12 protein-coding genes are annotated in these 11753 nt (G+C 45.7%); 10 read left to right on the top strand and 2 right to left on the bottom strand.

Annotated elements, in window-relative coordinates:
• The first annotated feature begins 142 nt into the window (after positions 1-142).
• Entirely contained in the window at positions 143-790 is a 648-nt protein-coding gene (locus BCU12_RS09095) for a fumarylacetoacetate hydrolase family protein (RefSeq protein WP_102404008.1), read from the top strand.
• Between the two features lie 117 nt (positions 791-907).
• Positions 908-1450, top strand: coding sequence for an AAA family ATPase (locus tag BCU12_RS09090; RefSeq protein ID WP_241909788.1), 543 nt, complete (start codon positions 908-910; stop codon positions 1448-1450).
• 14 nt (positions 1451-1464) lie between these two features.
• Here BCU12_RS09090 and BCU12_RS09085 read toward each other — a convergent pair whose 3' ends face one another.
• Positions 1465-3216 (bottom strand): phospho-sugar mutase, encoded by a 1752-nt coding sequence (locus BCU12_RS09085; RefSeq protein WP_102404007.1) that lies wholly within the window; start codon positions 3214-3216, stop codon positions 1465-1467.
• 406 nt (positions 3217-3622) lie between these two features.
• Here BCU12_RS09085 and coxB point away from each other — a divergent pair, with 406 nt between their 5' ends.
• From coxB to BCU12_RS09065, 4 genes are read left to right on the top strand one after another with little or no spacing between them, the layout of a single operon-like run.
• The gene (gene coxB / locus BCU12_RS09080) at positions 3623-4771 is read left to right on the top strand and encodes a cytochrome c oxidase subunit II (protein ID WP_241909789.1); all 1149 of its coding nucleotides are present in this window, start codon (positions 3623-3625) and stop codon (positions 4769-4771) included.
• Positions 4768-6414, top strand: a complete 1647-nt coding sequence (ctaD, locus tag BCU12_RS09075; RefSeq protein WP_102404005.1) for a cytochrome c oxidase subunit I — start codon at positions 4768-4770, stop codon at positions 6412-6414. The genes coxB and ctaD overlap by 4 nt, the downstream gene beginning before the upstream one ends.
• A gap of 16 nt (positions 6415-6430) precedes the next feature.
• Complete coding sequence (locus BCU12_RS09070; protein WP_102404004.1) at positions 6431-7060, top strand: cytochrome c oxidase assembly protein; 630 nt, start codon at positions 6431-6433, stop codon at positions 7058-7060.
• Complete coding sequence (locus BCU12_RS09065; protein ID WP_102404003.1) at positions 7057-7941, top strand: cytochrome c oxidase subunit 3; 885 nt, start codon at positions 7057-7059, stop codon at positions 7939-7941. The genes BCU12_RS09070 and BCU12_RS09065 overlap by 4 nt, the downstream gene beginning before the upstream one ends.
• Before the next feature lie 48 nt (positions 7942-7989).
• On the opposite strand, the gene BCU12_RS09060 is transcribed toward BCU12_RS09065, so the two are convergent.
• Positions 7990-8217, bottom strand: coding sequence for a DUF2909 family protein (locus tag BCU12_RS09060; RefSeq protein ID WP_102404002.1), 228 nt, complete (start codon positions 8215-8217; stop codon positions 7990-7992).
• Positions 8218-8248: 31 nt separating this feature from the next.
• Between BCU12_RS09060 and BCU12_RS09055 the strand changes: the two genes are divergently transcribed.
• Genes BCU12_RS09055 through cyoE form a run of 4 tightly spaced genes read left to right on the top strand, consistent with a single transcriptional unit; the run spans position 8249 to position 11561 of the window.
• On the top strand, positions 8249-9055 hold the full coding sequence (locus tag BCU12_RS09055; RefSeq protein WP_241909787.1) for an SURF1 family protein: 807 nt from the start codon (positions 8249-8251) through the stop codon (positions 9053-9055).
• Positions 9052-9600: a hypothetical protein gene (locus BCU12_RS09050; protein WP_102404001.1), complete on the top strand. Its 549-nt coding sequence runs from the start codon at positions 9052-9054 to the stop codon at positions 9598-9600. The genes BCU12_RS09055 and BCU12_RS09050 overlap by 4 nt, the downstream gene beginning before the upstream one ends.
• A 36-nt stretch (positions 9601-9636) precedes the next feature.
• On the top strand, positions 9637-10650 hold the full coding sequence (locus BCU12_RS09045; protein ID WP_102404000.1) for a COX15/CtaA family protein: 1014 nt from the start codon (positions 9637-9639) through the stop codon (positions 10648-10650).
• Positions 10647-11561 carry a heme o synthase gene (cyoE, locus tag BCU12_RS09040; RefSeq protein ID WP_102403999.1) on the top strand — a complete coding sequence of 305 codons (915 nt, stop codon included), beginning with the start codon at positions 10647-10649 and terminating at the stop codon, positions 11559-11561. The genes BCU12_RS09045 and cyoE overlap by 4 nt, the downstream gene beginning before the upstream one ends.
• The last annotated feature ends 192 nt before the right edge of the window (positions 11562-11753 follow it).

Genomic DNA, 11753 nt, shown 5'->3' with positions numbered 1-11753 from the left:
GCGATGAACTTTGAGGAGGTGATCTTAGTTTTGCACTTAAGTGGCTAAAACTGATGCTTTTATCATCTTTATTGTCATCAATTCCGCTATTATCTCTGTCTCACTTTTCTTTGCTCTGATCGAAAAACCATAAGGGATAATGATGAACTCAATACGTATAGATGAAAAAACAACGGCAACACCCAGCAAAATCATCTGTATTGGTCGTAATTACCTCGAGCATATCCACGAATTAAACAATGCCATCCCCGATGAAATGGTGGTGTTCAATAAACCCAATAGTGCTATTACCCATCGATTGTTGTCGAGCGTGGCACGCTGTGGAGGTTTGTCGTTATCCGATTCAGAGACGATTCACTATGAAACGGAGATCTGTTTCGTCATCAAGAAAGGCCAAATTGATGCGGTTGGTCTTGGGCTAGATCTGACTAAACGGGCGCTGCAATCACAACTCAAAAACAAAGGGTTGCCCTGGGAGCGAGCGAAGAGCTTTGATGCTTCGGCTGTCTTTAGCCGCTTTGTTTCTATACGAGATATCAATCTTCACGACCTGCAAATGGAGCTTTTTATTAACTCGATGAGAGTTCAGTGTGGAGGGGTAAAAGAGATGATCTATTCGCCATCTATGATTCTTTCCGAGCTAAAAACTTACACAACCTTATGCGATGGCGATGTGGTAATGACCGGGACACCGAAAGGGGTTGGGGAAGTGCATCAAGGCGATTCCTTTTTAGCTCGCTTAAAATGCGCGGACAAAACCTTAATAGAAATAGAGTGGGTAGCCGAGTAACCGAGAATGAACTATTGAGGGAAGAATAATTTTGCTCTGACTCTAAAGACTCTTTCATTGCACCCAACAGCACAGCGTTACTCGTTATACTGGTCGCTCACACATTGCAGAGCAAACATGATGCTTCCAGACGTTATTATTCTAAATGGAACCGGCAGTAGTGGTAAAACGAGTATTGCCAAACAGCTTCAAGAAATCCTTCCTTATCAATATTTGAACTTCAGTATCGATTCTGTTCTGTACTCGCTTCCAACCAGTGACTTAGCAGCCATGATGAAAGGTGATCCGATAGAGAGGCAAGGCTACGATTACGCGCAGCTGATTGACGGTTATCATCGATGTGTTCCTGCTCTTCTTAATTCTGGCTTGAAGTTAGTGATTGATAACGCCTGGATTGATCATCGTGAATTCCAACAATTGACGACGTTGATTGCACCGTACACTTATTGCGTCGTTGGGGTGAAGTGCAATCTTGAAGTGGCGAAAAAGCGTGAAAAAGAACGTGGCGACAGAGCGATTGGGTTAGCGGAATATGAATACCCGCTGGTCCACCGTGATATGGATTATGACTTTATTGTCGACGCGAGCGACAAAACGCCTGAGCACCTAGTGCAAGATTTATTAAATCAGCTGACTTTAACTCATTTTCAAACTTGCTGACTGCTGACTGCTGATTACTGCTCACTCAGAGCGAGGAGACCGATTTGGTGTTCGCTGATCAGTGTGTCCATTGCTTGCTGTGCTTGATGCTCAATCGCAGTGAAATCATCTTGCGCTGTCATGGGTTCGATGATTTCGTAATAGCACTTCAGCTTGGGTTCAGTGCCAGAAGGCCTAACGATGACTCGAATGTTCTCCTCTAAGTAATAGACCAACACATCTGAACTGGGTAAGTTAAGCACTTGTGTCGCACCACCTTCTATAAAACGAAGTGATTGTTGTAAATCTTCGTACACCAACACTTGCAGCCCGCCAATTTGTTGAGGAGGGTTATCACGAAGTGTGGTCGCGATGGATGTTTCAGATGACGTCAATTGTATGCTTTGTTGGGCGGTTAAATAATAACCATATTGGCGATAGAGTGATTCAAGCTTCTCCAAAACACTGGACCCTTCCTCCACCAGTTGAGCGGTGAGCTGAGAAAAGATCACCAAGGCTGAAAGTCCATCCTTATCTCTTACATTCGATCCGATACAGTAGCCAATTGACTCCTCATAAGAGAATACGTAATCGCTCTCAAAGTGAGGGTGTTGCATTGCAATGTTCGCCAACCATTTGAATCCAGTCAGGGTTTGGTAATACTCAGCTCCGTAATAAGCGGCAACTTGCTCTAAAATTCGAGATGAAACAATCGTGTTACCAACAATGGGAGAGGACGGGTGATTCAACACTCGATTCTCGCGGTTTGCGTTAAAGCGTTGCAACAGATAGTCCGCAAACAACAACCCAATCTGATCGCCTGATAGCTTTTTGTATTCTCCTTGTTTTGTTCTTACTGCGACAGCGAACCGATCGGCATCAGGGTCATTCGCACAGGCAATATCAGCGTCGATAGAGTCGGCGAGTTCAATGACCTTATCCATTGAACCTTGTTCTTCCGGGTTTGGAAAATCTATACCAGGAAAGTCACCATTTGGCTGGTGTTGTTCTTTGACGCAGATGACGTTTCGAAAACCAGCTTGATTGAGCATCGACATGGCCAGCGGCCCGCCGACACCATGCAACGCAGTATAGGCGATGGTGATACTAGACGGATCGGCCTTTGAATCGAGTAAGTCTTGGTTGAGGATCTGTTGCTGGTAGGTTTGCTCATAACTTTCGCCAAGCCACTCTAAAAGCCGATGCTTGTGTGCATCGTCAAGTGACATCAGTGGAATGGGTTTGCCAGCGGCTTCATTGATCTCTCGTGCAATTCCCGTGTCGTGTGGGGGAATGATCTGAGCACCATTCTCCCAAAAGACTTTGAACCCGTTGTATTCTGGCGGGTTATGACTTGCCGTAATCACAATCGCTGCGGCGCAATTCAGGTGTAATACACCAAAGGCGACAAGAGGCGTTGGCGCTTCTTTTGACGTCAAATAGACCTTTATACCTAATGCAGTCAGTACAGACGCGCAGTCATGAGCAAACTGTTTTGAATCATTTCGTCCGTCATACCCAATGACCACTCCTCGCCTGTTTGCCTTTTTCATTTTGTTGACTAGATAGTGGCCAAGTCCGGTTGCGGTTTGTTGCACCACTAAGCGGTTCATTCGATTTGGGCCACAGCCGACCTTACCTCTCAACCCAGCGGTGCCAAATGTCAGCCGAGTCTTAAAACGGTCTTCGAGCTCCTCGTGCATTTTTTCATCGATGAGATATTGAAGTTCTTCTCGGGTTCTTGGGTCAGGATCATGCTCTAACCATTTGGTCACGCTCTCTAGCATGGGATATTCCTTGTCTGCAGTTTGTCTATCAAAGCTATTTTTTATTTAGGCAAGTTGATCATTAAGGTGATTCGCTTATAGAGGTTGTCTACAAGGGGGCCTAGTTCTGAAAAATGAGGTGTCTATAAAATAGACAAATACCAATCTCTCTTCCTGTTTGAACGAACAGTGACTTTTAGCACTTTGTTGTTGTCACTTTCTTGCGCATTTATAAATCACTTACTAGCATCATTAACATAAATATAACAAATTGTGTCGAAATTGCTGTTTCTACGTAATTTTTCCATATTTATATGTTAATGAGCGACCGCTTATTTGCATTGGGCATCAGGGCCGCCTTCGCCGCTTTTGATGTAATGGGCACAGGAGAGATCTTTTGAGAAGACTATCAGCCATCGGATGGCAACTGAGCAGTGCGGTATTGCTCACTAGCATTGCGCCAAGCGTGCTAGCCGAATCATCAATGAACATGACTCAAGGTGTAACGGAAATCAGCCAGAAAGTGTATGACCTGCACATGCTGATTTTCTATATCTGTTGTGCCATAGCCGTCGTTGTTTTTGGTGTGATGTTCTATTCGATCATAAACCACCGAAAATCTAAAGGGGCTGTTGCCGCTCACTTCCATGAAAGTACCAAAGTGGAAATTATTTGGACGGTGATTCCCGTCATTATATTGGTGGCGATGGCGATTCCTGCTACCAAGACCTTGATTGCAATGGAAGATACCTCCCAATCCGACCTCACCGTTAAAGTTACAGGCTCTCAGTGGAAGTGGCATTACAGCTATTTTGGTGAAGACGTCGAGTTTTTTAGCCTGCTGACCACCTCTTCAAAACAAATTGAAGGGATTGAAGAAAAAGGCGCCCACTATCTATTGGAAGTGGACAATCCGCTTGTTGTGCCAATCAATCGAAAAATCCGATTTTTGCTGACTTCAGATGACGTTATCCACTCTTGGTGGGTGCCAGATTTTGCCGTGAAAAAAGATACGGTTCCAGGCTTTATTAATGAGGCCTGGACCAAAATTGACAAACCGGGGGTCTATCGCGGGCAATGTGCCGAGTTGTGTGGGCGAGCCCATGGCTTCATGCCAATCGTGGTGCATGCCATGGAAGAAGAAAAATACGACGCTTGGTTAGCAGAGAAGAAAGCGGAATTTGCCGTTGCGAAACAGGAAGCTCAAGCCGCGCTTTCGGCCAATTTGTCGCTAGACGATTTAATGGCTCAGGGTGAAAAAGTGTATTCAGAGCGATGCGCGGTGTGTCACCAAGCGAGCGGTTTGGGCGTGACTGGCGCGTTCCCGGCGATTAAAGGGAGCAAAATCGTATTGGGTGATATTGATGAACACATCGACATTGTTGTTAATGGCCGTTCGGGTACGGCCATGCAAGCCTTTGCTAATCAGTTAACAGAGCAAGAACTCGCAGCCGTTGTGACCTATCAGAGAAATGCCTGGGGTAATGATACAGGCGATGCCATTCAAGCTTCTGATATCAATGCATTTAAGGAAAAGGCGACTCAATCTCAAGAGTCTAAGGAATCAGCGCAATGAAAAAGTCTATAGAGAGTGAAGTAAAATCCGCTCCGGCATCTGAAGCCGATTTGGGCCGTATTCAAGGCACTGAACATGACGCTGATCATGACGACCATCACCATGCCCCTTCGGGTCTCGCCCGTTGGGTATATTCCACCAACCACAAAGACATAGGAACACTTTACCTCTGGTTCAGTTTGATTATGTTTTTTACAGGTGGCGCAATGGCCATGGTTATCCGAGCGGAATTATTTCAGCCTGGATTACAGTTAGTCGAGCCTGATTTCTTTAATCAAATGACCACGGTTCATGGCTTAATCATGGTTTTTGGTGCCGTAATGCCTGCCTTTACTGGGTTAGCTAACTGGATGATACCTTTGATGATTGGTGCGCCAGATATGGCCCTTCCAAGAATGAATAATTTGAGCTTTTGGATTCTACCTTTCGCATTCCTCATTCTGATCGCTTCCCTGTTCACTGAAGGTGGTGGCCCTAACTTTGGTTGGACGTTCTACGCTCCGCTATCGACGACTTACGGGCCTGATAGCACCGCATTATTTGTATTCTCAGTACATATTATGGGGATCAGTTCGATCATGGGCGCGATCAACGTCATTGTGACCATAGTGAACATGCGAGCGCCTGGAATGACATGGTTCAAGATGCCACTGTTTGTTTGGACTTGGCTTATTACTGCGTTCTTGCTGATCGCGGTGATGCCCGTCCTCGCGGGGGCGGTGACTATGATATTGACCGATAAGTACTTTGGCACCAGCTTCTTTGATGCCGCGGGAGGAGGAGACCCTGTAATGTTCCAGCACATATTCTGGTTCTTTGGCCACCCCGAAGTGTACATCATGATTTTGCCATCGTTTGGTGTGGTTTCCGCCATACTTCCAGCGTTCAGTGGTAAGAAACTCTTTGGTTACCATTCAATGGTTTATGCAACGTGCAGTATCGCTTTGTTGTCATTCCTCGTTTGGGCACACCACATGTTTACAACCGGCATGCCCGTTTTTGCCGAACTGTTCTTTATGTATTGCACCATGTTGATCGCCGTCCCCACAGGGGTGAAAGTATTCAACTGGGTGGCGACCATGTGGCAGGGTGCACTGACGTTTGAAACGCCAATGTTGTTCTCCATTGCCTTTATTGTTCTGTTTACGATTGGTGGCTTCTCAGGGTTGATGTTGGCAATAGCGCCTGCGGATTTCCAATATCACGATACCTATTTTGTGGTGGCTCACTTCCACTACGTTTTGGTGTCTGGCGCTATTTTTTCCATCATGGCAGCGGCGTATTATTGGTTGCCTAAGTGGACGGGTCATATGTATGACGAGCGGCTAGGACAACTGCACTTCTGGTGCTCGGTCATTTCAGTGAACATTCTGTTCTTCCCGATGCACTTCCTCGGACTGGCTGGCATGCCAAGGCGTATTCCCGACTACGCCATTCAGTTTGCCGATGTGAATCAAATCGTATCGATTGGTGGATTTATATTTGGTTTATCACAACTCATTTTTGTTTGGGTCGTCGTCAAATGTATTCGTGGTGGAGCCAAAGCACCGGCTCGTCCATGGGAAAGAGCGGAGGGGTTAGAGTGGACCGTTGACAGTCCTGCGCCTTACCATACTTTCTCAACGCCTCCGAAAGTTGACTAACCGAGGGCTGATGAAGATGGATTCAAATCAGGAACCCAATCTAGAGACAAGTCAGCCCAACAAGCCGGCGCATAAAAAGCTGACGTTAAAGCTTTTGGCGGCGACGGTGGCGATGTTCGGTTTTGGGTATGCGCTTGTGCCAATCTACGACATCATGTGTGATGCGTTAGGCATCAATGGCAAAACGAATACCGTGTCGGCTGTGCAACCCGCCGGCATGGTGCCTGATACTTCGCGAACGGTACGTGTCGAGTTTATGGCCCATATTAATCAGGGCATGCCATGGAAATTTACGCCTGAAAAACGGGTGATGGATGTGCATCCGGGTCAAGTGATTCAAACCGCGTATATCGCACACAATGAATCTGACACTGCGCTAATAGGGCAAGCGGTGCCATCGGTTTCTCCTGGCTTGGGCGCGAGCTACTTTAATAAAATAGAGTGCTTTTGTTTTAATCAACAGCCGTTGGCCGGGAATGCTGAAGCAGAAATGCCGCTGATATTCTATATAGAACCTGATATCCCCGATTCTATACATACCCTCACTCTTTCCTACTCGCTATATAACATTACTGACGCTGCAAAAAAAAGCGACAACCTAGCTATGCTGGGTGGTGAATCAGGTATTGCAAGGAGCAAACCATGAGTTCTAAACATGAACATTATTATGTGCCTGCACAAAGTAGCTGGCCTATTCTTACTGCCATTGCGCTATTTCTTGTTGCCGTTGGAGCGGGTTTGACGGTACAGCATTTGCAGGACGGTGGCGCGGGAAGTACGTTTGGCAACATTGTTTTAGCGATCGGATTTCTTGTTCTTTTGGTGTTACTGGCGGGGTGGTTTACCAGTGTAGTGAACGAGTCATTGTCTGGCTTATATTCAGAGCAAATTGCCCGCTCTTTTCGTCAGGGAATGAGCTGGTTCATTTTTTCAGAAGTGATGTTCTTTGGGGCGTTTTTTGGCGCACTGTTTTATGCGCGTATGCTCTCGGTTCCTTGGCTTGGTGGGGCTGGTAATAATTTCATGACGCATGAGGTGCTATGGCCAACATTTGAAGCCCTTTGGCCGCTGGAACTCACCCCCGGTGGTGAATCAACAGAAGCTATGCCATGGCAGGGTATTCCGTTGATAAACACGATTCTACTTTTGCTCTCTTCAATTACTCTCCATATGGCCCACGTTAGTCTTGAAAAAAACAAGCGGATGGCATTGATTGTTTGGCTTGAATTGACCATCGTGTTGGCGGGTTTTTTCTTGTACTACCAAATGGTTGAGTATAGTCATGCTTACCATGAAATGGGCTTAACGCTCTCATCGGGTATCTATGGCAACACCTTCTTCTTATTGACTGGGTTTCATGGATTACATGTTTTCCTTGGGACGTGCTTTTTGGCTGTACTTCTTTTCAGAATAGCCAAAGACCACTTTACCCCTAACGATCATTTTGCTTTCCAAGCTGGGAGTTGGTACTGGCACTTCGTGGACGTGGTTTGGTTGACGTTGTTTGTCTTCGTTTACGTGCTCTAGGCCGAAGACGGCAGGCCGCGGTCTTAGTCGTTATTTTCAAATTAGCGACTAATATGGGCGTGCATTAGGTTCAATGAGGCCGCTGGTTAGGGCGATGAGAAGTAAGATAACAACCAAAGCTGAAAACATCACCCTTCGCCCAAGATAATGACTCATTGAGCGTTTTTCTTCATTGTCACTTGAGGGCTCTTTCACCATTTTGACCAGCGCTCGAGCCAAGTTAAAGATGATAAAGAGCAGCAGCAGGATCAATATGATTTTAAATAGCAATGCCATGATAGCTCCTATATGCATACTGTTGAAATCTATGCGATTTTGGCTTGGACTGTCATTAACTGTGGTTGTTTTTTCACTATTGGTCAAATTGGGTTTTTGGCAACTCTCTAGAGGAGAAGTGAAGTTTGAAATAGAGCAGGCTCTAAAACAGAGAGAGCAACAAGCGCCTATTTCATTGGAAGCGCTATCTAAGGTATCCGATCAATCGGCATTGACAGGAATCAGAGTGGTCACTCATGTTCAACCATTCCAGTCATGGCCTAATGCCAATGATGTTGGGACCGAGCAGACTGACACCGTTGTATTATTAGACAACCAAACTTATCAAGGAAAAGTCGGGTATTTGGCGTATCAAGTGGTGTCAGATGGTATTGGGCGACATTTTTTACTCGAACGTGGTTTTGTCTCGGGCTCTAACGACCGCTCGATTCTGCCCTTGGTTAATTGGGTTGAACAGCCTCAACGGTTTGTTGGTCGGGTTTACCAGAAATCGGCCAATCCACTAAGTCGTGAGCTTGGCTTTGAAGAGACGTCCCCTCCCCGAATTCAGAACCTTAACATTCCAGAATTATCCAAAAGGTTAGGCATTGAATTGGAATCTTATGCTTTCCAACCTCAAATGCCCGGTTGGCCGTACGCTCAGCCTTGGCAACCACTTCCTATGTATTCTGCGAAACACTTTGGGTATGCGGTTCAATGGTTTTCGATGGCATTTGTTTTTGCTTCTTTGTGTCTCTATGTCTTAATTCGTGCGCTGAAGCTCATTCGTCATAACGCAAATTCTAAAGAACCAACTAAACTAAAAATTAAAGAGATAAATCATAAGGATATGATATGAAAAATACCGTTTGGCGAGGTCGAATTTTGCTGATTGCGTTGGTGTTTGTTTTTGCAATGCCAGTGATAAGCGCAAAATTGATACTAAACAATGAATGGTATGAATCAGGGGTAACCAATCAGGGATTATTGATTGACCCTCCAACGAATTTTCAAGCTCTGGGGTTAGATAACCCACTCGAAAAGAAGAGCTGGCAGCTTGGTTATGTGGTGCCTAAAGTGTGTGACGCCTTTTGCGAGAAACAACTCTATTTACTCGGTCAAAGTCATACCGCGTTGGGTAAAGAAAAAGAACGTGTAGAGCCTGTTGCCATGATCACAAGCAATAGTGACGCTGACGCCGTGAGGGCTTTGAGCTACCAAAAAATATCAGTGAATGACGAATTTGTAGCGCATGTGAGTAGCTTTGAATACGTCATCGTTGATCCATTAGGACAGATAGTGATGCGCTATCCAAAAGCGCAGAAAGAAGATGATTTGGTCAGCCAAAGTAAAGGTCTGTTGGCGGATTTTAGAAAGTTATTAAAATTGTCTCGAGTCGGTTAGAGAAGAATAAGCACGATACCTAGACAGGGAGAGTCTATGAATTTAGTCACTTTGGTAAGGTTGACGTTAGTACTGTCGGTTTTCGTTATTTTGATGGGTGTTTATACACGCCTTTCCGATGCTGGGTTAGGGTGTCCTGATTGGCCTGGTTGTTACGGGCAATTAACGGTGCCGAGTGAAGCGGATATTCCTAAAGCTAACATGGCGTTTCCAGAACGTGCTGTTGAACCGCACAAAGCTTGGTTGGAGATGATTCACCGCTATCTCGCGGGAGCATTAGGGCTTTTAATTTTTGCGGTCAGTGCGCTGAGCATCAAGCAGAAAGTGATGGGGCCAACATTACCCGTACTTCTATCGGCGGTCACTGTTTTCCAAGCGCTTCTGGGTATGTGGACCGTCACACTCAAACTGTTGCCTATCATCGTCATGGGGCACTTACTGGGCGGCTTTACCATACTGGCTTGTTTGTCCATCATGTCTTGGCGACTGAATCAGTCGAGAGAGCCTATCGATCACCTGTCGATTCCCTCTTCGATACGAACACTGGCCGTTATTGCGTTTATTGTCGTTGTGTTTCAGGTGATCCTTGGTGGGTGGACATCCTCAAATTACGCCGCGTTAATGTGCAGTCGTCTACCTATTTGTGAAGGCGATTGGATGTCTCAGCTGAACTTTGCCGTCGCATTTGATTTCTTGCAAACAGGCCATACAAATTATGAATTTGGGGTGTTGGATTACGACGCTCGAATGACGATTCACGTCACCCATCGAATAGGTGCGATCGTCACCGTGTTGGCAGTACTGGCTTTGGCAACGCAGTGTATCAATAGTATGGAACATCAATTACACGGCGCGGGGTGGAGGATGATCTTCGCACTGTTACTTCAAGTCGCACTTGGTGTGAGTAACGTATTACTTCACTTGCCATTGGGAATTGCGGTCGCACATAACCTGGGGGCCGCATTATTACTGGTCACAGTATTGCATGCCAATTTCTTACTTTGGCAGCCAAATAGGGAAGTTGCATTAGGCAAGGAGAGCACACAATGATCAAATCTCAACTGGACATTGGATCGTCCATCAGTGCTGACGCACATTCTCGTTCACAGTGGAAAGTGTACCTCACGTTAACCAAACCCAAAGTGATAGCGCTTATGCTGCTAACGGCTGTTGTCGGCATGTGCTTATCCACCAATGGCGCTCTGCCATGGCAAGGAACCTTGTTTGGTCTTATTGGTATTGGTTTGATGGCAAGCTCGGCTGCCGCGTTTAACCATTTAATTGATAGACGAATTGACGCCATCATGGCGCGAACTTATAAGAGGCCATTGCCATCGGGTGAGATTAAAGCCGAACGGGTATTTGCTTTTGCTTTTATACTCGGAAGCGTAGGCTTCACGCTGCTTTATTTTGTGGTGAACGCGTTGACGGCTTGGTTAACGTTCGCCAGCCTGATCGGTTACGCCGTTGTTTATACGCTATACCTAAAGCGTGCGACGCCACAGAATATCGTCATTGCAGGGATTGCCGGTGCTATGCCGCCGTTACTCGGCTGGACGGCTATTACGGGCGAACTGCATGCTAATGCCTGGCTGTTGGTTATGATCATTTTCATTTGGACGCCACCACATTTTTGGGCGTTGGCTATTCACCGTAAAGAGGACTATGCCCGTGCGGATATTCCTATGTTGCCGGTAACGCATGGGGTTGAATACACCAAAACATCCATTCTTCTCTATACGGTTCTGCTTGCTTTAGTCTGTTTATTGCCAGTGCTGGTGGGCATGAGTGGGATGATTTACTTGTCGATGTCGCTCGTATTAAGCGCAGGCTTTATACACTCTGCGTGGAGGCTCAAGTTTACACAAGACAAGACGCAAGCGATGCAAACATTCAAGTTTTCGATCTACCATTTAATGGTGTTATTTGCCGCTTTGTTGCTCGATCATTATCTAGATTAACCTGACCAAAGGCTGCTCTTTCTTCTTATTTCATTAAGAATTAGAGCAGTTTAGTGTAATTATTAGACAATTGTACTCAAAATAAACTTTCCCCTCTAATTTCTGCCATATCAAGTCCCCTAAAAATACGCTAAGTGTTTTAATTATAAGAACTTATCTGAGTGTAATTATTTATTTACACTTTGTGATTAA

The organism is Vibrio sp. 10N.261.55.A7 (assembly GCF_002877365.1).
Taxonomy (GTDB): domain Bacteria; phylum Pseudomonadota; class Gammaproteobacteria; order Enterobacterales; family Vibrionaceae; genus Vibrio.
This window is presented reverse-complemented; position numbering and strand designations above follow the sequence as displayed.

Bases quoted from the DNA above. Each gene is read 5' to 3' on its own strand.
- BCU12_RS09095 (WP_102404008.1), top strand. From the start codon at position 143: ATGAACTCAATACGTATAGATGAAAAAACAACGGCAACACCCAGCAAA.
- BCU12_RS09090 (WP_241909788.1), top strand. From the start codon at position 908: ATGATGCTTCCAGACGTTATTATTCTAAATGGAACCGGCAGTAGTGGT.
- BCU12_RS09085 (WP_102404007.1), bottom strand. From the start codon at position 3,216: ATGCTAGAGAGCGTGACCAAATGGTTAGAGCATGATCCTGACCCAAGA.
- ctaD (WP_102404005.1), top strand. From the start codon at position 4,768: ATGAAAAAGTCTATAGAGAGTGAAGTAAAATCCGCTCCGGCATCTGAA.
- BCU12_RS09070 (WP_102404004.1), top strand. From the start codon at position 6,431: ATGGATTCAAATCAGGAACCCAATCTAGAGACAAGTCAGCCCAACAAG.
- BCU12_RS09065 (WP_102404003.1), top strand. From the start codon at position 7,057: ATGAGTTCTAAACATGAACATTATTATGTGCCTGCACAAAGTAGCTGG.
- BCU12_RS09060 (WP_102404002.1), bottom strand. From the start codon at position 8,217: ATGGCATTGCTATTTAAAATCATATTGATCCTGCTGCTGCTCTTTATC.
- BCU12_RS09055 (WP_241909787.1), top strand. From the start codon at position 8,249: ATGCGATTTTGGCTTGGACTGTCATTAACTGTGGTTGTTTTTTCACTA.
- BCU12_RS09050 (WP_102404001.1), top strand. From the start codon at position 9,052: ATGAAAAATACCGTTTGGCGAGGTCGAATTTTGCTGATTGCGTTGGTG.
- BCU12_RS09045 (WP_102404000.1), top strand. From the start codon at position 9,637: ATGAATTTAGTCACTTTGGTAAGGTTGACGTTAGTACTGTCGGTTTTC.
- cyoE (WP_102403999.1), top strand. From the start codon at position 10,647: ATGATCAAATCTCAACTGGACATTGGATCGTCCATCAGTGCTGACGCA.